24 protein-coding genes and 4 tRNA genes are annotated in these 21717 nt (G+C 70.4%); 7 read left to right on the forward strand and 21 right to left on the reverse strand.

Annotation, left to right across the window (positions count from 1 at the left end; translation table 11 throughout):
- Positions 1–92: 92 nt before the first annotated feature.
- The 5 genes from rplA to H4N58_RS16755 all read right to left on the reverse strand — a co-directional run bounded on the left by rplA (position 93) and on the right by H4N58_RS16755 (position 2770).
- Positions 93–806: a 50S ribosomal protein L1 gene (rplA, locus tag H4N58_RS16735; RefSeq protein WP_167005776.1), complete on the reverse strand. Its 714-nt coding sequence runs from the start codon at positions 804–806 to the stop codon at positions 93–95.
- 82 nt (positions 807–888) lie between these two features.
- A complete protein-coding gene (gene rplK, locus H4N58_RS16740; protein ID WP_167005779.1) occupies positions 889–1317 on the reverse strand; it encodes a 50S ribosomal protein L11 in 429 nt (142 codons plus the stop codon).
- Between the two features lie 88 nt (positions 1318–1405).
- A complete protein-coding gene (gene nusG, locus H4N58_RS16745) occupies positions 1406–2362 on the reverse strand; it encodes a transcription termination/antitermination protein NusG (RefSeq protein ID WP_243843030.1) in 957 nt (318 codons plus the stop codon).
- Positions 2363–2404: 42 nt separating this feature from the next.
- Complete coding sequence (secE, locus tag H4N58_RS16750; RefSeq protein WP_167005782.1) at positions 2405–2632, reverse strand: preprotein translocase subunit SecE; 228 nt, start codon at positions 2630–2632, stop codon at positions 2405–2407.
- A 65-nt stretch (positions 2633–2697) separates the two neighbouring features.
- Positions 2698–2770: transfer RNA gene (locus tag H4N58_RS16755), tRNA-Trp, on the reverse strand.
- A 141-nt stretch (positions 2771–2911) separates the two neighbouring features.
- Here H4N58_RS16755 and H4N58_RS16760 point away from each other — a divergent pair.
- Together H4N58_RS16760 and H4N58_RS16765 are read left to right on the forward strand one after the other, a co-directional pair.
- The gene (locus tag H4N58_RS16760) at positions 2912–3943 is read left to right on the forward strand and encodes an adenosine deaminase (protein ID WP_243843031.1); all 1032 of its coding nucleotides are present in this window, start codon (positions 2912–2914) and stop codon (positions 3941–3943) included.
- Between the two features lie 248 nt (positions 3944–4191).
- Positions 4192–4449, forward strand: a complete 258-nt coding sequence (locus H4N58_RS16765; protein ID WP_167005784.1) for a hypothetical protein — start codon at positions 4192–4194, stop codon at positions 4447–4449.
- A 39-nt stretch (positions 4450–4488) separates the two neighbouring features.
- Here H4N58_RS16765 and H4N58_RS16770 read toward each other — a convergent pair whose 3' ends face one another.
- The 4 genes from H4N58_RS16770 to H4N58_RS16785 all read right to left on the reverse strand — a co-directional run bounded on the left by H4N58_RS16770 (position 4489) and on the right by H4N58_RS16785 (position 6024).
- Positions 4489–5538: a UDP-N-acetylmuramate dehydrogenase gene (locus tag H4N58_RS16770; protein ID WP_208322438.1), complete on the reverse strand. Its 1050-nt coding sequence runs from the start codon at positions 5536–5538 to the stop codon at positions 4489–4491.
- A gap of 72 nt (positions 5539–5610) precedes the next feature.
- Positions 5611–5781 carry a 50S ribosomal protein L33 gene (gene rpmG / locus H4N58_RS16775; protein ID WP_139088538.1) on the reverse strand — a complete coding sequence of 57 codons (171 nt, stop codon included), beginning with the start codon at positions 5779–5781 and terminating at the stop codon, positions 5611–5613.
- A 43-nt stretch (positions 5782–5824) separates the two neighbouring features.
- Positions 5825–5898: transfer RNA gene (locus tag H4N58_RS16780), tRNA-Met, on the reverse strand.
- A 53-nt stretch (positions 5899–5951) separates the two neighbouring features.
- A tRNA-Thr gene (locus tag H4N58_RS16785) sits at positions 5952–6024 on the reverse strand.
- Between the two features lie 90 nt (positions 6025–6114).
- On the opposite strand from H4N58_RS16785, the gene H4N58_RS16790 reads away from it, so the two are divergent.
- Positions 6115–7281, forward strand: a complete 1167-nt coding sequence (locus tag H4N58_RS16790; RefSeq protein ID WP_167005787.1) for a serine hydrolase — start codon at positions 6115–6117, stop codon at positions 7279–7281.
- 68 nt (positions 7282–7349) lie between these two features.
- Here the strand turns inward: H4N58_RS16790 and H4N58_RS16795 are convergent.
- Positions 7350–7431, reverse strand: a tRNA-Tyr gene (locus tag H4N58_RS16795).
- Positions 7432–7528: 97 nt separating this feature from the next.
- Between H4N58_RS16795 and H4N58_RS16800 the strand changes: the two genes are divergently transcribed.
- Entirely contained in the window at positions 7529–8023 is a 495-nt protein-coding gene (locus H4N58_RS16800) for a YajQ family cyclic di-GMP-binding protein (protein ID WP_167005790.1), read from the forward strand.
- Here the strand turns inward: H4N58_RS16800 and rnhA are convergent.
- From rnhA to H4N58_RS16855, 11 genes are read right to left on the reverse strand one after another with little or no spacing between them, the layout of a single operon-like run.
- Positions 8020–8478: a ribonuclease HI gene (gene rnhA / locus H4N58_RS16805; protein ID WP_167005793.1), complete on the reverse strand. Its 459-nt coding sequence runs from the start codon at positions 8476–8478 to the stop codon at positions 8020–8022. The genes H4N58_RS16800 and rnhA overlap by 4 nt on opposite strands.
- Before the next feature lie 52 nt (positions 8479–8530).
- A complete protein-coding gene (locus H4N58_RS16810) occupies positions 8531–9961 on the reverse strand; it encodes an NADH-quinone oxidoreductase subunit N (protein ID WP_167005795.1) in 1431 nt (476 codons plus the stop codon).
- Entirely contained in the window at positions 9958–11469 is a 1512-nt protein-coding gene (locus H4N58_RS16815) for a NuoM family protein (protein ID WP_167251601.1), read from the reverse strand. Before H4N58_RS16815 ends, H4N58_RS16810 begins: the two co-directional genes overlap by 4 nt.
- Entirely contained in the window at positions 11466–13229 is a 1764-nt protein-coding gene (locus H4N58_RS16820) for an NADH-quinone oxidoreductase subunit L (RefSeq protein ID WP_167251598.1), read from the reverse strand. The genes H4N58_RS16815 and H4N58_RS16820 overlap by 4 nt, the downstream gene beginning before the upstream one ends.
- Complete coding sequence (nuoK, locus tag H4N58_RS16825) at positions 13226–13558, reverse strand: NADH-quinone oxidoreductase subunit NuoK (RefSeq protein WP_167005804.1); 333 nt, start codon at positions 13556–13558, stop codon at positions 13226–13228. Before nuoK ends, H4N58_RS16820 begins: the two co-directional genes overlap by 4 nt.
- On the reverse strand, positions 13558–14061 hold the full coding sequence (locus tag H4N58_RS16830) for an NADH-quinone oxidoreductase subunit J (RefSeq protein ID WP_167251596.1): 504 nt from the start codon (positions 14059–14061) through the stop codon (positions 13558–13560). Before H4N58_RS16830 ends, nuoK begins: the two co-directional genes overlap by 1 nt.
- On the reverse strand, positions 14058–14594 hold the full coding sequence (locus H4N58_RS21000) for an NADH-quinone oxidoreductase subunit I (RefSeq protein ID WP_167005810.1): 537 nt from the start codon (positions 14592–14594) through the stop codon (positions 14058–14060). The genes H4N58_RS16830 and H4N58_RS21000 overlap by 4 nt, the downstream gene beginning before the upstream one ends.
- Positions 14591–15544 carry a complex I subunit 1 family protein gene (locus H4N58_RS16840; protein WP_167005813.1) on the reverse strand — a complete coding sequence of 318 codons (954 nt, stop codon included), beginning with the start codon at positions 15542–15544 and terminating at the stop codon, positions 14591–14593. Before H4N58_RS16840 ends, H4N58_RS21000 begins: the two co-directional genes overlap by 4 nt.
- Positions 15541–16299: an NADH-quinone oxidoreductase subunit C gene (locus tag H4N58_RS16845; protein ID WP_243843032.1), complete on the reverse strand. Its 759-nt coding sequence runs from the start codon at positions 16297–16299 to the stop codon at positions 15541–15543. Before H4N58_RS16845 ends, H4N58_RS16840 begins: the two co-directional genes overlap by 4 nt.
- 5 nt (positions 16300–16304) lie before the next feature.
- Positions 16305–16910, reverse strand: a complete 606-nt coding sequence (locus H4N58_RS16850; protein WP_167005816.1) for an NADH-quinone oxidoreductase subunit B — start codon at positions 16908–16910, stop codon at positions 16305–16307.
- Positions 16901–17275, reverse strand: a complete 375-nt coding sequence (locus H4N58_RS16855; RefSeq protein WP_167005819.1) for an NADH-quinone oxidoreductase subunit A — start codon at positions 17273–17275, stop codon at positions 16901–16903. The genes H4N58_RS16850 and H4N58_RS16855 overlap by 10 nt, the downstream gene beginning before the upstream one ends.
- A 79-nt stretch (positions 17276–17354) precedes the next feature.
- Between H4N58_RS16855 and H4N58_RS16860 the strand changes: the two genes are divergently transcribed.
- The 3 genes from H4N58_RS16860 (at position 17355) to H4N58_RS16870 (ending at position 21655) form a co-directional block, all read left to right on the forward strand.
- The gene (locus H4N58_RS16860; RefSeq protein ID WP_167005822.1) at positions 17355–19334 is read left to right on the forward strand and encodes a S8 family serine peptidase; all 1980 of its coding nucleotides are present in this window, start codon (positions 17355–17357) and stop codon (positions 19332–19334) included.
- An 86-nt stretch (positions 19335–19420) separates the two neighbouring features.
- Positions 19421–19930 (forward strand): hypothetical protein, encoded by a 510-nt coding sequence (locus H4N58_RS16865; RefSeq protein ID WP_167251594.1) that lies wholly within the window; start codon positions 19421–19423, stop codon positions 19928–19930.
- A gap of 117 nt (positions 19931–20047) precedes the next feature.
- A complete protein-coding gene (locus tag H4N58_RS16870; protein ID WP_167251592.1) occupies positions 20048–21655 on the forward strand; it encodes a M20/M25/M40 family metallo-hydrolase in 1608 nt (535 codons plus the stop codon).
- Positions 21656–21717: the final 62 nt, after the last annotated feature.

The following is a 21717-nucleotide window of genomic DNA, read 5'->3' on the forward strand; positions in this document are numbered from 1 at the left end:
TGCATGGTTCGTCAGACGCACAGACGCCGCATCCCCTGTGGGGAGGCGGCGTCTGTGTCAGCTCACGTCACGCGTACAGGCGTGCGTGAGGGTCACTCGTCGTCGGAGGCGACGTTGCGGGTGCGGTTCGGGTCGATCGGCACACCCGGGCCCATCGTCGTCGAGACGGTGATCTTCTTGATGTAGCGGCCCTTGGAGCTGGCCGGCTTCAGTCGGAGGACCTCCTCGAGCGCGGCGGCGTAGTTCTCGGCCAGCGCCGTGGCGCTGAACGAGGCCTTGCCGATCACGAAGTGGAGGTTGGCGTGGCGATCGATACGAAACTCGATCTTGCCGCCCTTGATGTCCTTCACGGCCTTCGCGACGTCCGGGGTCACCGTGCCGGTCTTGGGGTTCGGCATGAGGTTGCGGGGGCCGAGGACACGACCCAGGCGACCCACCTTGCCCATCATGTCCGGCGTGGCGACGACGGCGTCGAAGTCGAGCCATCCGCCCGAGATTTTCTCGACGAGGTCGTCGGCACCCACGTAGTCGGCGCCGGCCTCGCGAGCGGCTTCGGCGTTCGCACCGGTCGCGAACACGAGGACGCGAGCGGTCTTGCCGGTGCCGTTCGGCAGGCTGACGGTGCCGCGGACCATCTGGTCGGCCTTGCGCGGGTCGACACCCAGGCGCATGGAGACGTCGACGGTCGAGTCGAAGTTCTTCGAACCCGACTCCTTGACGAGCTCCATCGCCTGCAGCGGCGTGTAGAGCGCGTCCTTGTCGATCTTCTGAGCGGCGTTGCGGTACGCCTTGCTGTGCTGAGGCATTCTGGTTCTTCTCTCTCTACCAGTCGTGGTCGTCGGGCCCAGCTGGCCCTGCCACAGTGCGGTCGGTCGGGTTGCTCCGCCGTCAGTCGACGGTGACGCCCATGGAGCGAGCGGTGCCGGCGATGATCTCCATCGCGGCGTCGATGTCGTTCGCGTTGAGGTCGGGGAGCTTGGTCTGGGCGATCTCGCGGACCTGGTCCTTGCTGATCGAGCCGACCTTGTCCTTGTGCGGGACGGCCGAGCCCTTCTGCAGACCTGCAGCCTTCTTGATCATCTCCGCAGCCGGGGGCGTCTTGGTGACGAAGGTGAACGACCGGTCCTCGTAGATCGTGATCTCGACCGGGACGATGTTGCCACGCATGGACTCCGTCGCAGCGTTGTACGCCTTGCAGAACTCCATGATGTTGACGCCGTGCGGACCGAGGGCGGTACCGACGGGCGGGGCCGGCGTGGCCGCTCCGGCCTGCAGCTGCACCTTGACGAGGGCAGCGATCTTCTTCTTCGGAGGCATATCTCTTTTCCTTCTCGTGGTCTCGGTGGGCCTGCCTCGGCCCTCCCACTGGTGTTGCGCGGAAGCCCTCTCGAGCGTACCTGCTGGCTCAGACCCGCTGGATCTGCGCGAAGCTCAGCTCGACGGGGGTCTCCCGACCGAAGATCTCGACGAGCGCCCGGACACGCTGGGCGTCGACGTTGATCTCGGTGATCGTGGCGTGCAGCGTCGCGAACGGACCGTCCACGACCATGACCGAGTCGCCGACGGAGAAGTCGGTGAACTCGACCTTCGGCGCCTGCGACTGCGCCGTCGACGAGGACGCCGTTGCCGGCGCATCGACCGCAGCCTGAGCCTCGACGGCGGGAGCGAGCATGCTCTCCACCTCGGCCAGGGTCAGCGGCACGGGCTGGTGGGCGTTGCCCACGAAGCCGGTGACCGACGGCGTGTTGCGTACCGTCGACCAGGACTCGTCGGTGAGGTCCATCCGGACGAGGACGTAGCCGGGGAGCACGGTGCGCTTGACGAGCTTGCGCTGACCGTTCTTGATCTCGGCCACCTCTTCGGTCGGGACGACGACCTCGAAGATGTAGTCCTCCATGTGCATGGAGGTGATGCGGTTCTCCAGGTTGGACTTGACCCTGTTCTCCATGCCGGAGTAGGTGTGCACGACATACCAGTCGCCGAACTGGTTGTGGAGCTGCTCGCGGAACGCCGCGAGCGGATCGAGCTCGGTGGCGACGGCTTCGAGGACGTCCTCGGTGGTCGCGGCGGCGTCGGCGATCTCCTGCGCCTCCTCGACGACCTCGTCGGCGAGGTCCTCGATCTCGTCCTCGGCGTCCGCGGCCTCGATCTCGGCACGCTCTTCGTCGGCCTCGGAGAGCTCCTCGAACGGCGTCAGCGGCTCAGGATCGACCTGCTCGGTCTCGTCTTCGGCGAGGTCGAGGCCTTCCTCGACCTCCTCGACCTCGAGCTCCTGCTCGTCGTCGTCCAACGGCGCACGGTTGCTCGTAGGAGCGACGGCGTCGCGCGGGGCGTCGTCGAACTCGTCATACGGCTGGGACACAGCGCCTCTTTCCTCGTCTCGTCTTGACCCGCGGGTCGCGGGTCAGGCGAAGACCCAGAACATCAGCTTTCCGAAGCCGTAGTCCAGGCCTGCCACGATGGCCATCATGACCAGCACGAAGAAGAGCACGACCACGAAGTAGTTGGCGACCTGCGAACGGGTCGGCCACACCACCTTGCGGAGCTCCGCGACGACCTGACGGTAGAAGGTCATCGGAGACGTACGCCCGGAGCGTGTGCTCTCGGTCGGAGCACTTGACGTCTCGCTCATGCTGACCGTTCCCTTCGATCGTGGTGCCTGTCATCGGTCCGCCGTCGGGACGGACCAGGCCTTTGCAGGGCAGGAGGGACTTGAACCCCCAACCTTCGGTTTTGGAGACCGATGCTCTGCCAGTTGAGCTACTGCCCTTCGTCGATGGCCGCTCCGCTGCCTCGTCACCACGGCCGTTGGGGAGGCGCGCGGGCATGACGACACAGTGGAAACATCCACCGGTCGTCAAGTGTACGGGGTGCCCCGGCACGGAGTCGAACCGGCTGGCACGATGACCGCATGGCCGTAGCGATGCGCTCGATCGACCGTCTCCCGAAGGCCCATCTTCACCTCCACTTCACGGGGTCGATGCGGCACACCACGCTGGTCGAGCTGGCCGAGCGCGACGGGGTCCGGCTCCCGCCCGCGCTGGTCGAGGAGTGGCCCCCGCTGCTGCGCGCGACCGACGAGAAGGGTTGGTTCCGCTTCCAGCGCCTGTACGACACCGCGCGCTCGGTCCTGCGTACCCCCGGCGACGTCCGGCGCCTCGTGCACGAGGTCGCCGAGGACGACGCGTCCGAAGGCTCGGTGTGGACGGAGATCCAGGTGGACCCCTCCGGCTATGCAGCGAAGTTCGGCGGGATCACGGCGTTCACCGACCTCGTCCTGGACTGCGTGCGCGACGCCAGCGCCACGTACGGGATCGGGATGGCGGTCGTCATCGCCTCGAACCGCACCCGCCATCCCCTCGACGCCCGTACGCTCGCTCGGCTCGCCACGCAATACGCCGGACGCGGCGTCGTGGGGTTCGGGCTGTCCAACGACGAGCGGCGCGGCGAGACCGCGTCGTTCGCGCCCGCGTTCGCGATCGCGCGCCGCGCGGGCCTGCGCAGCATGCCCCACGGAGGCGAGCTGCGCGGCCCGCAGAGCGTCGCCGCCGTCCTGCAGCACCTCGAGCCGGACCGGATCGGCCACGGCGTGCGCTGCGTCGAGGATCCCGCGGTGCTCGACGCCGTCGCGCGTGCCGGCATCACGCTGGAGGTGTGCCCCTCGTCCAACGTTGCGCTCGGCGTCTACGACACGTTCGAGGAGGTGCCCGTCCGGACGCTGATGGAGGCCGGGGTCGGGGTCGCGCTCGGCGCGGACGACCCGCTGCTGTTCGGCGCGCGCCTGTCTGGCCAGTACGCCGCGCTGCGGGCGGCTCAGGACTTCAGCGATGCCGAGCTGGCCGAGCTCGCCCGCATGTCGCTGCGTGGTTCGTACGCTCCGGACGAGCTTCGCGACACCGCGCTCGCCGCGATCGACGCCTGGCTCGCCGCCGACCCCGACTGACGCGACGGGCCAGTCGACGACGGTGTGACCCGCTCGACGTCCTGGACGAACCGACGCCGAGGGTGCCGGAACAGCGCTCCCCGACGCGTGGAGCGGGCCGCCCTCTGTTGTCCACAGGGGTCTCTGCAGAGAGTGCCGCCGGTAGACCACAGTTCTCGGGTGGAACGGTTGCAGCGGATCGCACGACAGCAGGGCGGGAGCTCGCGCTCGTCGACGGCCGTCGGGCAGAGGTCGACTTCCTGTGGCCGGTGCAGCGCCTGGTGGTCGAGTTCGACGGGCGGGTCACGTACGACGACGATGACGAGGACGAGGCCAGGACGACCGTCTGGGCCCAGAAGAAGCGTGAGCTGAAGGTCCGAGATCTCGGATACCACGTTGTCCGGCTGACGTGGGCCGACCTGGCCCCCGAGAACGCCGAGCGCACGGCAGCGCGACTGCGTCGTGAGCTCGCGCGAGCACAGCGCCTGTACGGCCACCTCAGCGTCGGTTCGTCCAGGACGCCGTGAGGGTCAAGACGTCGCTGAGCGAGCGGGAGCCGGTCGGGCTCAGAGCTCGGTGCCGACGAGGACCGGCTCGTTCTCCAGGCGTACGCCGAACTTCGCCTCGACCCCGTCGCGGATCTCGCGAGCCAGTGCGAGGAGCTCGTAGCCGGTGGCGCCGCCACGGTTGGTGAGCGCGAGGCTGTGCTTGGTGGAGACGCGGGCCGCCGTCTCGCCGTACCCCTTGCCGAAGCCGGCGTGTTCGATCAGCCACGCGGCGCTGGTCTTGACACGCCCGTCGGGCTGCCCGAAGCGCGGCGCGTCAGCAGGCAGCGCACCTGCGGCGTCGGCCGACAGGACCGGGTTGGTGAAGAACGACCCCGCGCTCCACGTGTCGTGGTCGTCCGGATCGAGCACCATGCCCTTGCCGGCACGCAGGTCGAGGACGGCGTCGCGGACGTCCGCGAGCGGCGCACGGTCGCCGACCGCGATGCCGAGGGTCTTGGCCAGCTCGGCGTACCGGACCGGGGCGCCGAGCGAGCCGAGCTCGAGCTGGAAGGTGACCTCGAGCACGACGTGGCGTCCGGGCTCGGCCTTGAAGCGGCTCGTGCGGTAGCCGAAGCCGCAGTCGACCGCGGAGTACGTGACCACACGCCGGTCGCGGCGGTCGTAGGTACGGACCCGGGCGATGGTTTGGGCGACGTCCTGGCCGTAGGCACCGACGTTCTGGATCGGCGTGGCTCCGACCCGTCCGGGGATGCCGGAGAGGGTCTCGATGCCGACCCACTCCTGTTCGACGGCGTGAGCGACGAAGTCGTCCCACACCTCCCCCGCGGCGACCGTCAGGGTGGCACCGCTGCAGCGGTCGACGTCGGCGACCAGGCCCTGGGTACGGATGAGGACGACGGTGCCGTCGAAGCCCTCGTCGGCGACGACGACGTTGCTGCCGCCCCCGAGCAGGAGGACCCGCTCACCGGCCTCGTCGAGCGCGCGGACGGTGTCGACAAGATCGTCGGCGTCCGTCACCTCGACGATCTCACGGGCGGGTCCGCCGATCCGCAGCGTCGTGAGCGGGGCGAGGACGGTCAGGTCACGCATCGAGAAGGCTCCCAACATGACACCAGGGTCCGCGCCTGTTCGGCGGGACCCTGGTGAACGGTGTGTACGTGGGAAGTCGTACGAGGTGGGTCAGCGGGTCTCGCGGTGGACCGTGTGACGACGCTCGTGCGGGCAGAACTTCTTGAGGTCGAGGCGATCGGGATCGTTGCGACGGTTCTTCTTGGTGATGTAGTTGCGTCGCTTGCACTCGGTGCACGCCAAGGTGATCTTGGGGCGGATGTCAGAGCTCTTGCTGGCCACGAGTCTGCCTCTTCTTCGCTGGAACTGCTTCTGTCGTCTTTTGTAGCGGGGGCGGGACTCGAACCCGCGACACCACGATTATGAGCCGTGTGCTCTAACCACCTGAGCTACCCCGCCATGCGTCATCCCGCCGCCCTTCGCACCGGGCGGAGGGAGCGGGTGAGACTCAGAGCCCCTTTACGGAATCGAACCGTAGACCTTCTCCTTACCATGGAGACGCTCTGCCGACTGAGCTAAAGGGGCGATCGGCGAACCGAGAAGCAAAGATACACGGCCGCTGCGACGAACCGAAATCGGGGGTCTCCCCCATGATTCCGGTCACATAATACGACCATGCCCACCTGTCGTACGGCGCTCGCGGCCGCAGCCCTGCTGCTCGTCAGCGCCTGCAGCTCCGGCGGCAGCGGATCGATGTCCGGTGACCCGACGGCAGCCCCGACGACGAGCCCGACGAGCGCCGCGCCGACCGACGTCGTGCCCGGTGACGACTGGGCGACGATCGACCCGGTGACCGCCGGCTTCGACCCCGCGGCGCTGCGTGCGCTCGACCGCGACCAGGCCGCCGCCGGGTCCTCTTGCGTCGTCGTGACCCGCGACGGCGCGCTCGTCCACGAGGCGACCTTCGGCGACGCGGACCGCGACTCGACGGGCCCCGCGTTCTCGGTCACGAAGTCGTTCACGTCCGTCCTGGTGGGCATCGCCGCCGACGAGGGCCTCCTCGAGCTCGACGACCGGGCGTCCGCGTACGTCCGCGCCTGGCGGGGCACGCCGGCGGCGCGGGTCACGATCCGCGACCTCCTCGCGAACGTGTCCGGCCGGCACTGGGACTTCGCCACCGACTACCAGCAGATGGCGATCGCCGCGCGTGACAAGACCGCCTTCTCGATCGCGCTCGCGCAGGACGCCCGGCCGGGCACGGTCTGGCGCTACAACAACGCCGCGATCCAGACCCTCGACGAGGTGCTCCAGGTCGCCACCGGGAAGAACCCTCGCGAGTACGCCCAGGAGAAGCTCCTCGGCCCGCTCGGGATGTCGCGCACGTCCTGGAGCGAGGACGCGGCGGGCAACACCCTGATGTTCTCGGGCGTCGACGCGTCGTGCCTCGACCTGGCGCGGCTCGGGCTGCTCATGATGCGCGACGGACGCTGGGACGAACGCCAGGTCGTCTCCTCCGCGTACGTGGAGCAGGCCACCGGACGGTCCTCGTCCCCGCTCAACGCCGCGTACGGGCTGCTGTGGTGGGTCAACCGCAAGGGGCCCGTCCACGGGGCGCGTACGGCCTCCGGAGCCGGTGCGGACGCCGGGGAGGCTCCCACCCGCAGCCGGCTCGCACCACACGCGCCGAAGGACGCGTTCTGGGCGCTCGGTCTGGGCAGCCAGATCGTCGCCGTGGTGCCCTCGGACGGGATCGTGGCCGTACGGATGGGCGCGGCCCCGCAGGACCCGCAGGCCCTGTCGGCGGACGCCTTCACCGCCGACGTCCTCGACGCGATGCGATGAGGCGCCCGCACGGTCCGCATAAGCGGACGAGCCCGGCCCCGCACGTGCGGAACCGGGCTCGTCGACCGTGGCAGGTGCAGGATTCGAACCTGCGAAGGCATTGCCGGCTGATTTACAGTCAGCTCCCATTGGCCGCTCGGGCAACCTGCCAGGGGTTGTTACTCTGCGCGAGCAACAGCACGACTTTAGCGCAGCGCTCCAGCGCACCCGAAATCGGGTGACCAGCTGCCTGACCGAGAGGATCATCATGGCCGCGGACTCGTCGTTCGACATCGTGAGCAAGCTGGACCACGCCGAGATCGACAACGCGATCAACCAGGCCGCGCGCGAGATCTCGACGCGGTACGACTTCAAGAACACCGGGGCCTCGATCGAGAAGAGCGGCTCCACCGACGTCGTCATCAAGGCCAACGCCGACGAGCGGGCCCTCGCCGTGCTCGACGTGCTCAAGGACAAGCTCGTCAAGCGGGGAGTCTCCCTCAAGACGCTGGAGGCGGGCGACCCCAAGCAGTCCGGCAAGGAGTCCGTCATCAACGGCACCTTCTCCGAGGGGATCACTCAGGAGCAGGCCAAGAAGGTCTCCAAGCTGATCCGTGAGGAGGGCCCCAAGGGCGTCAAGGTCCAGATCCAGGGCGACGAGCTGCGGGTCACGGGCAAGAAGCGCGACGAGCTGCAGGAGGTCATCGCCCTGGTCAAGGGCGCCGACCTCGACTTCGCGGTGCAGTTCGTCAACTACCGCTAGCGCGCCGCGCCGCCTTTCGCCTCGAGCGCGCCGCGGCCGGCGAGCTCGTCGGCGCGCTCGTTGCCAGGGTCGCCCGCGTGGCCCTTCACCCAGTGCCACCGCACGTCGTGCCGCTGGGCCGCCTCGTCGAGGCGGCGCCAGAGGTCCTCGTTCTTGACCGGCTGCTTGGCGGCGGTACGCCAGCCGTTGGCCTTCCATTTCGTGACCCACGACATGATCCCGTTGCGAACGTAGCTGCTGTCGGTGTGCAGGTCGACGCCCACCGGCCGGGTGAGGGTCTCGAGCGCCTGGATGGCCGCCATCAGCTCCATCCGGTTGTTGGTCGTTGCCGGGTCGCCCCCGTGGAGCTCTGCGACGTGGTCGCCATAGCGCAGCACGGCACCCCATCCACCCGGTCCTGGGTTGCCCAGGCAGGCGCCGTCGGTATGGATCGTCACTGTCGCTTCGTCGGGCACACCGGAACCCTAGTCACGCCAGGAGTCCCATCGGCGCTCGGGCGGGGGCGCGTCAGGGCAGAGGACCGAGAAGCAGCGTCGGAGCGATCGAGGTCGCGGCGAGAGCGACCGCGCCGACGACGACGACGGCGTACGCGAGCCGGGCCCCGCGCCCCTCGCGCACGCTGGTCACCGGGGGCGCGTCCGCCGCGTCGCCGACCCGGTCCGCAGGCGCGTACGCGACGACGACGAGCCGCAGGTAGTAGACCAGGCCGAGCGCGACGTTGACCGCCATCACGCCCGCCAGCCAGGCGTACCCAGCGACGATGACGGGCTGGAGCACGACGTACTTCGCGACCAGCCCGATCACCGCCGGCGGGAACCCGGCGAGGGTGAGCAGCCCGAGCACGAGGGCGACGCCGAGCACCGGGTCTCGGCGGCCCGCACCAGCGAGGTGGGCGTAGGTGGTCCCCCCGAACCGGCGCAGCGCGACCGCCGCGACGGCGAAGACCGTGAGGTTGGCGATCGCATAGACCGCGAGGTAGCGCAGCGGCGCCGTCAGCACGATGTCGGCGCGGACGGCGAGTGCGACCATCGGGGCCAGGACGAATCCGCCCTGCGCGATCGACGACCATGCCAGCATCCCGACGAGGTCGCGCTGAGCCAGGGCCCCGATGTTGCCGACCGTCATCGAGAGCGCAGCGACGAGGGCGACGAAGAGGTCCCAGCGAGGCTGCAGCGACACCAGCGGGTACGCGAGGACGACGAGGAGCGCGGCGAGCGCGCCGCCCTTGGAGACCACCGACAAGAAGCCGGCGACCGGGATCGGGGCGCCGCGGTAGGCATCGGGGATCCACAGGTGGAACGGCACGGCGCCGACCTTGAAGACCAGGCCCACGAGGAGCAGGACGACGACCGCGGCGGCGACGCGGGCCGGGGCCTCGGACGTCTGCAGGGCCGCGTACACACCGTCGTAGGTCAGGGTGCCGGTCAGCCCGTAGAGCAGCGAGAGCCCCATCAGCGTGACCGCGGTGGCGGTGGCCGACGCGAGGAAGAACGTCCACGCCGAGCTCACCGACTCGCGGCGGTCGCGGCGCATCGCGACCAGGGCGATCGAGGGGAGCGACAACAGCTCGAGGGCGACCACCAAGGTCACGAAGTCCTGCGCGGCGGCAAGGGTCAGAGCTCCAGCGGTGGCCGAGAGGACCAGGAACGTCGACTCCCCCGGCGGCATCGCGGGGTCGTCCTCGAGCGACTGCGTGAGGACCACCACGACCAGCGCCGACACCAGGAGGACCCACGAGAAGCCGGCGACGAGCGGACCGCTCGAGCCCGTGTCGGCGAGCCACGCCCCGGCCGCGAGCAGCGACGCCCCGGCGACGACACCCTGGCGGCGCCACCCGCCCGCGGGCCAGAACGCGTCCACGAGCAGCGCGACGATCGCGCCGACGGCCACCATCAGCGGCACGCCGACCGAGGCCCAGTCGACGGCGTCCGGGGTCATCGTCCGCTCCCGAGGATCGCCGGGATACTCGGCTCGACCACGCCCATCACGAGGCCCGGCGCCAGCCCGAGGAGCAGCACGGCGACGATGAGGACGGCGGCGATGCCCCGCTCGGAGCCCGCGAGGTCGAGGTCGGCGTCATGCGGGGTCGGCACGCCTTGGAGGGTGCGCCGGATCATCCGCAGGAAGTAGGCCGACGTCAGCAGCACACCGACGAGCGCGGCGACGAGCAGGACGCCCGCGAGCACCGGGACGAGCCCCGCTCCGGAGTCCACCGCCGCCTCGTACGCGCTGCGCAGCGCCATCATCTCCCCCCAGAAGCCGGCCAGCCCCGGAAGTCCGAGGCTCGCGAACGCCGCGAAGGCCAGCACCACGGCGAGCGCCGGCATGCGGGCGTACAGGCCCCTCCCGAGCACGGCCATCTCGGCGCTGCCGAAGCGACGCTTGAGCGAACCCGCGTTGAAGAACAGGAGCCCGGTCACCACACCGTGGGCAACGCTGGCGAACACCGCCGCGGCGACGCCGATGTCGGTGAGCGTGGCGATGCCGAGGACGACGAAGCCCATGTGGCCGACGCTCGAGTACGCGATGAGGCGCTTGAGGTCACTCTGCCGCAGGCACGCGAGCGCAGCCACGACGATGCCGATCACGCCGAGCACCCCCAACCACGGGGCGAGCTCGCGCGCCGGGCCCGGCAGCACCGAGACGAGCACGCGGAGCAGCCCGTACGTGCCGAGCTTGAGGAACACGGCCGCCAGGAGGACCGAGCCCACCGTCGGGGCCTTCGCGTGGGCGTCGGGGAGCCACAGGTGGAACGGCCAGATCGGCGTCTTGACCGCGAGTCCGACCGCGATCATGGACGCCGCGAACAGCGCCCAGCCGCCGTCGAGCACGCCCGAGCGCGCGGCCAGCTCAGGGATCTGGAGCGTGCCGGTCAGCGCCCACACGGTCACGAACCCGACCAGCATGAACGCCGACCCGATGACGGTGTAGAGCAGGAAGCGCGTGGCGGCGACCCGGCGTCCGACCGGGTCGCGCGGGTCTCCCCAGCGCGCGATCACGAACCACATCGGGATCAGCGCCAGCTCGAAGAACACGAAGAAGAGCAGCAGGTCGAGCGACGCGAACACCCCGATCGCCGCCGACAGCACGACCATCACGAGCGCGACCAGGGCGGGCGTCGCGTTGTCGCCTGCCGGCGGATCGTCGACGAGTGCCCAGCACACGAGGGCCGAGAGCAGAGTCGTCATCAGCAGCAGCGGGAAGGAGATGCCGTCCATCCCGAGGTGGAGGTGCACTCCGATCGCCCGGACCCACACCACGTCGATCTCGGAGGCGTACCCTCCGCCGTCGTGCACGAGCCACGCCCCGAGGACGAACAGCCCGGAAAGGACCGATGCGGCCACGCCGGCACGCGCGGCGACGCGGTCGGTCACCATCGTGCGGGCGAGCCCCAGAAGGGCCGCTGTCAGCGCAGGAACCCCGAGCGCGACGACGAGCCCGTTCATCGGACCACCACCAGGCCCGCGATCACGAGCACTCCGACGGCGAGCACGGTGACGTAGACCTGGGCGTTGCCGGACTGGGCACGCGCGAACCCCTTGGAGAGGGCCACCGTCACCCACGCGGCCGCCCGCGGGTAGAACCCGAGGATGTCGCGGTCGGTCGCCACCACGACGTCACCCGCCCCGCGAGCAGCCACGCCCGCACGGTCGTACGCGACGTCCATCGCGAGCTCGCGGTCGAACGCCGGACGGACGGCTCCGAGCAGGTCGGCGGGGTCGCGACCGGCGGCCACCGTGCGCCAGGCAAGCCACCCCGCGGCGACGACCAGGACCGTCGTCACAAGACCGGTCAGCGGTTCGAGCGGCATCGCCAGGCTCAGCAGGAGGCTCACCGCCGCGAGCACGACCAGCGGACCGACCATCAGCGGCGGGGCCTCGTGGAGGGCGGGCGACCGCGATCCCGCCTCAGCCATCGCCGTACGGCCCTCGCCGCCGACGAACGTGACCCACCAGGTGCGGAAGGCGTAGACGACTGTCACGACCGCGGTCACCAGCCCGCACGCGAGCACCAGCGCGGCCACGGCGGGCGCGACGGGCGCCTCGTGCCCGATCCCGTGCCACGCCGCCTCGATCACGGCGTCCTTGCTGAAGAACCCGACCGTCGGCACGACCCCGGCGAGCGCCGCGAACCCGATCGTGGCCGTCACGAACGTCCACGGCATCACCGCGCGCAGACCGCCCAGGTCCGACAGGGCCGTCGAGCCGACGGCGTGCGCGACCGACCCGGCCGCGAGGAACAGCAGCGCCTTGAACGCGCCGTGGGACAGCAGGTGGTCGATGCCCGCGTCGTAGCCGCCGACCGACAGGGCCGCGAACATGTACGCCAGCTGGCTGACGGTCGACCAGGCCAGCACCCGCTTGAGGTCGCGCGACGTCAGCGCGAAGAGCGCGGCCAGCAGCATCGTCACGCATGCGATGACCGCGAGCACCGTCATCGTCACCGCCGAGGCGGCGAGCACGGGATAGAGGCGTGCGACGAGGAAGACGCCCGCCGCGACCATCGTCGCCGCGTGGATGAGGGCGCTGATCGGTGTCGGGCCCGGCATCGCGTCGGCGAGCCAGGTGTGCAGCGGGAACTGCGCCGACTTGCCGACGACCGCGAGGACGAGCAGCAGGCCGATCCAGGTGAGCCCCTCGGGCGCACCCGGCGACGCCATCGCCGTGAGGACCTCGCTGATCTCGTACGTCCCGAACGTGTGGCCGATCCCGAAGATCGCCACCAGCAGGCCGAGGTCGCCGATCCGGGTCAGGAGGAAGGCCTTCACGGCCCCGGCGCGTGCTGGGGAGAGCTCCCAGTGATGGCTGATCAGCAGGTAAGAGCACAGGCCCATGACCTCCCAGCCCACCAGCAGCATCCACAGGTTGTCGGCGGTCACGACGGTGGCCATCGCGATGAGGAAGAGCTGGATGATCGTCGCGTAGGCGCGGTAGCGCGAGTCGCCTGCCATGTACGCGACGGAGTAGATCTGGACGAGCAGTCCGACACCGGCCGCGAGCAGCAGCATCACCGCACTGAGGTGGTCGACGAAGAATGTCACCGAGACGCCGAGGAGATCGCCGCCGTCGACGAGGGTGGTCTGCGCGCCCGCCGGCACGCCGTACGGCCCGGTCCGCTCGCCGAGCTGCGGGAACGCGACGACCGCCGCGCACACGGCGAGCAGCGCGGTGATCGCGACCGTCGACGCGCTGTCACGGCGCCTCACAGCTCGTCACCCCCGTCCGGCATCACCTGAGGGAGGCTCTCCTGGCCGTCGACGTCGGCGTTGCCGACCGTACGGAACAGCACGAGCACGAGCGCGAGGCCCAGGCCGATCTCTGCCGCGGCGAGGGCGATCACGAACAGCGTGAGCGACTGGCCCGTGTGCAGCGTGTCGGCCCACCAGGTGTCGAACGCGACGAGGTTGAGGTTGACGGCGTTGAGCATCAGCTCGACACCCAGCAGCACCATCACCGCGTGCCGCCGGGCCAGCACCGCGTACAGGCCGAGACCGAACAGGCCGCACGAGACGGTCAGCGGGAGCATCAGCGGCATCAGCGCTCCCCCCTGCGCGTGAGGGCGATCGCGCCGACCAGCGCCGCCAGGAGCACCACCGAGAGCACCTCGAAGGGCAGCACCCACGTCCGGAAGATCGCGTCGCCGAGCCGCCCGGCGGTGCCGATCCGGATCTCGTCCTCGTCGATCACCTCGCCGCCGAACCCGGCCCACATCACGGCGCCGAGCGCGACCGTCGCCGCAGCGGCGATCACGGCGGCGAGCGGTTGGTTGGCGGTCGCCGTGGCCGAGCCGCTGCCGGTCGGCGCGCGCGTCAGCATCAGCGCGAACAGCAGCAGCACGATCACCGAGCCGACGTAGATGAGCACCTGCACCCACGCCACCAGCTCGGCCGCGAGCAGCACGTACAGCCCTGCCAGGGCGCCCAGGGTGACGACGAGCCACAGCGCGGCGTGGACGATCTGGTCGCTGGTCGCGACGAGGAACGCCGACACGAGCGTGATCAGGCCGAGCGCCGCGAAGACCACCGTGACGGCCGTCATGCGCCGGGCTCCGGGGGACGCTGCGCCTTCTCCGCCTCCCGATGAGCCGCCTTCTCCGCCACCCCGATCTCCTTCGGGGGCTCGGCCGCGGGATCGAGCGGCTGGGGCGGCGGCACCGTCCACATCCACTCACGGAGGCGGTCCTTGTCGTGGGTCAGGTCGCGGATGTCCAGCTCGGCGTACTCGAACTCCGGCGACCAGTGGAGCGCGTCGAAGGGGCACACCTCGACGCAGATGCCGCAGTACATGCACAGCGAGTAGTCGATGTCGAAACGGTCCAGCACGTTGAAGGAGCGCTCGCGGCCGCCCTCGGTCACGGGAGGCTCGGTCTCCTTGTGCGAGTCGATGTAGATGCACCACGCCGGGCACTCACGCGCACATAGCATGCAGGACGTGCAGTTCTCCTCCTGCAGGGCGATGACCCCGCGGCTGCGCGGAGGCAGCTCCGGGAGGACGTCTGGGTACTGCTGGGTCACAGCGCGCCGGGTGAGGTTGTGCCACGTCACCTGCAGGCCCTTGAGGAGTCCCTTCATACGAGCACCACCACCGTCGTCAGAGCCAGCTGCCCGAGCGCGACGGGCACCAGCAGCTTCCAGGCCAGAGCGTTGAGCTGGTCCTCGCGCATCCGCGGCCAGGCCACCCGGAACCACACCACGCAGAACGCCACCGCGAACGTCTTGAGCAACGCCCACAGCCAGCCCAGCTCGTCGGACGACGGCCCGCGCCAGCCGCCGAGGAACAGTGTCGTCGTGAGCCCCGCGAGCACGACGATGCCGGCGTACTCGGCGAGGAGGAACATCGCGAACCGCATGCCGCCGTACTCCGTGTAGGGGCCGAGGATCACCTCGGCGTCGGCAATCGGCATGTCGAACGGCGGCCGCTGCAGCTCGGCCAGCCCCGCCACCACGAACACGCACAGCGCTGGGAGCTGCCACACCAGCCACGACCACTCCCACGCCTGCGCGATGCCGACCAGCGACAACGAGCCGGCCATCATCGCCGCCGAGACCGCCGCCAGGACCATCGGGAGCTCGTAGCTCATCAGCTGCGAGGCGGTGCGCAGACCGCCGAGCAGCGAGTACTTGTTGGCGCTCGCCCAGCCGCCCATCAGGGTGCCGAGCACGCCCACGCTCATCACCGCCAGCGCGAAGAACAGACCGAGGTCGAGGTCGGCACCGACGACGCTCGGGCCGAGCGGGATCACGAAGAGCACCACGAGGTAGGGGACCAGCGCGACGGCCGGCGCGAGCGCGAAGACGGGGCGGTCAGCGGCGCGCGGCGTCACGTCCTCCTTCTGGGCGAACTTCACGCCGTCGGCGATCAGCTGTGCCCAGCCGTGGAAGCCACCGGCATACATCGGGCCGACCCGCGACTGCATGTGCGCCATCGTCTTGTGCTCGAGCTGACCGACGACCAGCGGCAGCACCAAGAACGCCACGAGCACGAGCCCGCACCGCAGGAGGAGGTCGAGGAGGTCGATCATGCCGGGTCCTCGGAGGAGGGCTCGGGCGGCGGATCGGCACGGCGGGTACGGCGCGGCCGGGCGGGGCGGGCGGCCGGGCCCGCTGTCGCGTGGGACAGCGGGTCAGGCGCGGACGAGCCCGGCTCGCGCGGCCCCCACTGCTCGGCGTCGGGCACACCTGGCGGCCGCACCCGGCGTCGTCCGGGAGAGGAGTCGGCCGCCGCGACGTCGTGGTCGGACTCGCCCGGCTCCTTCGCACCCGGCCAGGGCTTCACGACGCGCGAGGCCAGCACGAACTCCTTGCGCAGCGGGTGGCCCTCGAAGGCATCGGGCAGCAGCAGCGTCTCCAGCGGCACGCCGCCCCGGAAGTCGACGCCGAACATCTCGTGCGTTTCCCGCTCGTGCCACGCCGCACCGGCGTACAGATCGACGATCGAGTCGAGGACGGGCTGCGTCCGAGGGACGTGGGTCTGGACGAGCAGGTGGCGCACGGCCGTCCGGCCCACGCCGGGCGAGAGCGCCGCGAGATGGCAGACGATGCGCAGGCCTCCCGTGAGCGAGGGCTCGTCCGGGTATGGGCTCGGGGCGCCGGCCTCGTCGACGGCGCTCAGCCAGTCGAAGAACTGGCAGCCTCCCTGGTCGCGGAGCATCATCACGATCGGTCGCCACCACCCGGCGGGCACCGTGAGGGTCTGCTGCCCAAACTCCTGCGACGCGGTCACCCGGTCACCCGCGACCGCGCGACCGAGGTAGAGGACGTCCTCGGCCCACCCCACGCCGGCTATCCGTCCTGCTCGGGAGTCACGGGTGGTCGCAGGAGCGACGAGAGCGAGCGGCGCAGACCCGTACGGCCGTACCGCTGGGCCAGGTCCTCCCCTGCGATCTTGTCCTGGAGCGTGACGATGCCCTGGAGCAGCGCCTCCGGTCGTGGCGGGCACCCCGGCACGTACACGTCGACGGGGATGATCTGGTCGACGCCCTTGGTCACGCAGTACGAGTCCCAGTAGGGCCCGCCGGAGTTCGCGCACGAGCCGAACGAGATGACGTACTTCGGGTCGGGCATCTGCGCGTACAGGCGCTCGATCGCGGGCGCCATCTTGTCGGTGACCGTGCCCGACACGATCATGAGGTCGGCCTGGCGAGGGCCCGGTGCGAACGGGATGACGCCGAGGCGGATGAAGTCGTGGCGGGCCATCGAGGCGGCCATGAACTCGATGGCGCAGCACGCCAGCCCGAAGTTGAACACCCACAGGGAGTAGCGCCGGCCCCAGTTGAGGAGGTAGCGAACGGGACGCGGCGCGAGCGCCGACCCGACACCGAGCTCGGGCGTGTCCAGGCGCTGGATCGTCGGGACACCCAAGTTGACCGACGAAGGGGTCACGTCCATGTGAGCACCCCCTTGCGCCACGCGTAGACCAGACCGAGTCCGATGAACCCGAGGAACACCGCCATCTCGACCGCAGCCGGCCAGCCGATCTCCGCGAAGACGACTGCCCACGGGAAGAGGAAGACCGCGTCGACCGCGAAGATCACGTAGAGGAAGGCGTAGACGTAGTAGCGCACGTTGCTCTGCGCCCATCCGGAACCGACCGGATCCACCCCGGACTCGTACGTCAGCAGCTTCGCCGGGTCGGCGACGACCGGCCGGAACAGCCGGTTGGCCCCGAGCATCCCGGCCGCGACGACCACGCCGACGCCGACGATCGCGGCCACCGAGGCGTACGACGCGAGGTAGTCGGCGTAGTCGGACATGCGCCTGAGTCTAGGGGGTGGCACTGACCCCGCGCGGGCCCTGGAGGCCGCGACCCCCGGACCCGACAGACTATGGCCCATGTCACGACTCCCCCGCGTGTGTGCGCTGGTCGCGGGCGCCAGCCTCGTGCTCGCCGCCGTCGCACCGTCCTTTGCCTCCGACGAGCCCCAGACATGGGGCACCACCCCTTCGCCTCTGGCCTCTCCGTCGCCTCGCGCGGCAGGCCTCGTCATCACCTACGAGCCCGGGGCGCGCCCCGCCGTCGCCGCGGCACGCCGCGTCGTCGAGGCCGAGGGCGTCGACACCGCACCGACCACGACCCCCGTCACCGACGACGTGGAGGCGCTGGCCTTCACGGAGACGACGACGCTCGCTGAGGCCGAGAAGGCCGCCGCCGAGCTCGCCGACATGCCCGGTGTCGCCAGTGTCGAGCCCGACCTCGTCATGACGGCGGCAGCTGCGCCGAACGACCCGCAGTGGTCCCGACAGTGGAACATCCACGGCACGTACGGGTCGAAGGCCACCGCCGCGTGGCCGTCGACGACCGGACGGGTCGTCGTGGGCATCGTCGACACTGGCCGGACCGCCCACCCCGACCTCGACAGCAAGACGGTCGCCGGGATGGACTTCATCAGCAGCGCGTCGCGGTCTCGTGACGGCAACGGTCGCGACTCCAACCCGCAGGACCAGGGTGACTGGGTGGCCGCCAACGAGTGCGCGGCCGGGGTTCCGGCGACCAGGAGCAGCTGGCACGGCACCCACGTCGCCGGCATCGTCGGTGCGCGCACGAACGACGGCTACGGGATCGCCGGCAATGCGCCGGGCGTCCGTGTCCAGCACCTGCGCGTGCTCGGCCGCTGCGGCGGCACGATGTCGGACATCGCCACCGCGATCCTCTGGGGCTCAGGCGCGAAGGTCCGCGGCCTGGCCCGCAACAAGACGCCCGCACGCGTCCTCAACCTCTCCATCGCCGGCGCCTCCAGCTACTGCCCCGCGGTCCTTCGCAACGCGATCAACGCCGCCCGTGCGCGGGGAACCGCCGTGGTCGTGGCCGCCGGCAACGAATTCCGGGACGCGGCCTCCTACTCGCCGGCCAACTGCCCCGGCGTGATCACGGTCGGCTCCACCAACAAGGTCGGGCAGATCGCGGGCAGCAGCGGAGGCACCCAGTGGTTCCCTTACTCCAACTACGGGCGCGTCGTCGATCTGTCCGCCGCGGGCGGTGACGCCGTCGCCGGCAACCAGGTCTACTCGACGCTGAACACCGGGACCTCGACCCCCGGCGGCCCCACGTGGGGCGAGATGGCCGGGACGAGCATGGCCGCGCCGGCCGTGGCCGCGGCCGCCGCGCTCATCTCCTCCCATGGCGCCTACAGCCCGGCGACGGTCGAGCACGCGCTGCGCTGGGCCGTCAAGCCCTTCCCGCAGCTGTCCAACGGTCGTCACAACTGCAACACCACGGCGTGCGGCACCGGCGTCCTGGACGTCTCGAAGCTGTCGTTCTCGACCAAGCCCCCGGTCCTGGGCGGCACGAACCGTCGCGGGAGCGTGCTCACCACGACCGCAGGCACGTGGACCGGCGGCCCCACCTCGTACTCCTTCCGCTGGATGCGCAACGGCAAGCCGATCCCGGGCGCCACCGGCACCTCGTACCGCATCACCGCCGCTGATGGCGGTGCCGTCGTCCAGGCCCAGGTCGCCGGCCGCAAGGGCGCTGGCTCGCCGGGGCTGTGGCGGGGCACCGCGGGCGTCCGCGTCGCGAAGGTCGGGACGAGCGTCCGCCTGAAGGTCTCACCCAAGAGGACCAGCTACGGCAGGTCGGGCGCCAAGCTGGTCGCGCGGGTGCGCGTGGCGGCCGGCCCGATCAAGGGCAAGGTGGTCTTCCGTGACGGCAAGAAGAAGATCAAGACCGTCAAGGTGAAGAAGGGCAAGGCCGTGCTCAAGCTGTCGTCGACCAAGCTCAAGCGCGGCAAGCACAAGATCACGGCGAGGTACGTGGCCAAGCACCCCGCGTTCAAGAGCTCGGTGTCCCGGCCGGTCAGGCTGCTGGTCCGCTGAGGGTGACCACAGCGAGTACGCCGCGATGACGGCGCGAGAGGGCGAGGACGCGAATCGTGTCCTCGCCCTCTCGTACGCTCGGGGCCATGACTGACGCGTCCCCCGCCCCCGCCCCCGACCCCGTCATGCAGCGCGTCACCGAGGCAGTGGCGTTCGGCCACCAGGATGACCGCGAGGCGACCCGATCCGCCCTCCTCGCGCTCTGGGCGGAGGTGGGGGACGACGGCGATGCCTTCCACCGGTGCGTGATCGCCCACTACCTCGCCGACGTCACGCCCGACGCCGAGGAGGAGCTCGCCTGGGACCAGCGTGCTCTCGCAGCGGCGTACGAGACGACCGACGAGCGCGCCCGGTCCTACCACGCGTCGCTGGCGATCGCCGGGTTCTTCCCGTCGCTGCACCTCAACCTCGCCGACGTGCTGCGGCGGCTCGGCCGCTTCGAGGAGGCGAGCGCCCACGTCGAGCACACGGCCGCACGCGTCGACGTCCTCCCCCACGACGGTTACGGGACCACGATCCGCGAGTCGCTCGAGGGCGTCCGCGCGATGATCGCCGCCGGCGACACGAGCGCCCGTGACTCGTCACCCAGCTCCTGAGGAGCTGCCAACGAACGGCGGCGCGGCCGCGTACGCCCTACGCTCGTGCCGTTCGGCGGTCTCGGGCAAGGGCCGAGCACTTCACAGGAAGGGCTCGTTCACGTGACACGTACGTCCATGACGACCATCTGCGCGGGGTTTGCGATCGCCACCCTCGTCGCCGCCGGTGCTGCGCCGGCAAGCGCCGGGTCTCGCGACCACGACGACCGGTCGACCAAGAAGATCACCCACGCCGTCAAGCTCAAGGCGGTGCTCGACCACCTCGAGGAGCTCCAGGAGGTCTCCGACGAGCACGGCGACCGCGCTGCCGGGCGCCCCGGCTATGCCGCCTCCGTGCAGTACGTCGTCACGCAGCTGCGGCGCGCGGGGTACGACCCGCAGGTGCAGGAGTTCCCGTTCGACTACGTCGAGGAGAACTCCGAGCTGATCCGGGTGAGCCCGGAGGCGCGCACGTTCGAGCAGGGCACGGACTTCCTCCGCAACGCCTTCGACACCGGGAGCCCCGAGGGCACGGTCACCGGCCCCCTCACCCCGATCGACCTGGTCGTCCCGGCGGCCGGTCTCCCTCCGAACAGCAACACCAGCGGCTGCGAGGCGGCGGACTTCGCCGACCTCGAGCCCGGCGGCATCGCCCTCATGCAGCGCGGCACGTGCGGGTTCGCGGTCAAGGCGCTCAACGCCCAGGCCGCAGGCGCGGGCGGCGTGGTGATCATGAACGAGGGTCAGACCGACCGCACGGGTCTGATCAACATGATCGGCGACGCGACCGGTCTGGCGATCCCCACCGTGTTCGCCACGTCGGCGACCGGTGAGGACCTCGCCCGCGTCGCCGGCTCCACGGTGACGGTCACGGTCGACTACGTGGCCGAGACCCGGTCGGCCTACAACGTCGTCGCCGAGACCCGCAAGGGCGACGACTCCAACGTGGTCATGGCCGGAGCGCACCTCGACGGTGTGCAGGACGGCGCGGGCATCAACGACAACGGCACCGGCAGCGCCGCGCTGCTCGAGACCGCGATCCAGATGCGCCACGCCAAGCCGAACAACACCGTGCGCTTCGCGTGGTGGGGTGCGGAGGAGTCCGGTCTTCTCGGGTCCGAGCACTACGTCGCAGCGTTGAGCCCCGACGAGCTCGACGACATCGCGCTCTACCTGAACTTCGACATGGTCGGCTCCCCGAACTACATGTTCGGCGTCTACGACGGCGACAACTCCAGCGGGACCGCCGACCCCGAAACCATCCCCCCGGGGTCGGACGCGATCGAGGACGTCTTCGAGAAGTTCTACGCCGACCGGGGCGAACCGTTCCAGGACACGGAGTTCTCGGGGCGCTCGGACTACGGGCCGTTCATCGCGGTCGGCGTCCCGGCCGGTGGCCTCTTCACCGGGGCCGAAGGTGAGAAGACCGCCGAGGAGGCGGCCCTCTACGGCGGAGTCGCCGGCGCGGCGTACGACCCGTGCTACCACGCGTTCTGCGACAACCTGCGTGGAGACGGTCAGGACGTGGCGCTGTACGACCAGCTGCGCGAGCACTATCGACTCGTGGGCAACGTCAACAAGCACGCCCTCGACGTGAACTCCGACGCGATCGCCGCGGCGACGTGGACCTTCGCGTACGACACGTCGACCGTCAACGGCGTCGAGCCGCCGCGCCGTCCGCACCGCGGCCACGGCCACGGCAAGGGTCTCGGCCACGGCGGTCCGCTCCACCGGGCGAGCCGCTAGCACCGAGGGTCCGCACGGCATCGCCCGGGATTCTTCACGGTCCCGGGCGATGTCGAGGACAA

Origin of the sequence: Mumia sp. ZJ1417, from assembly GCF_014127285.1 — a bacterium.
Lineage (GTDB): Bacteria > Actinomycetota > Actinomycetes > Propionibacteriales > Nocardioidaceae > Mumia.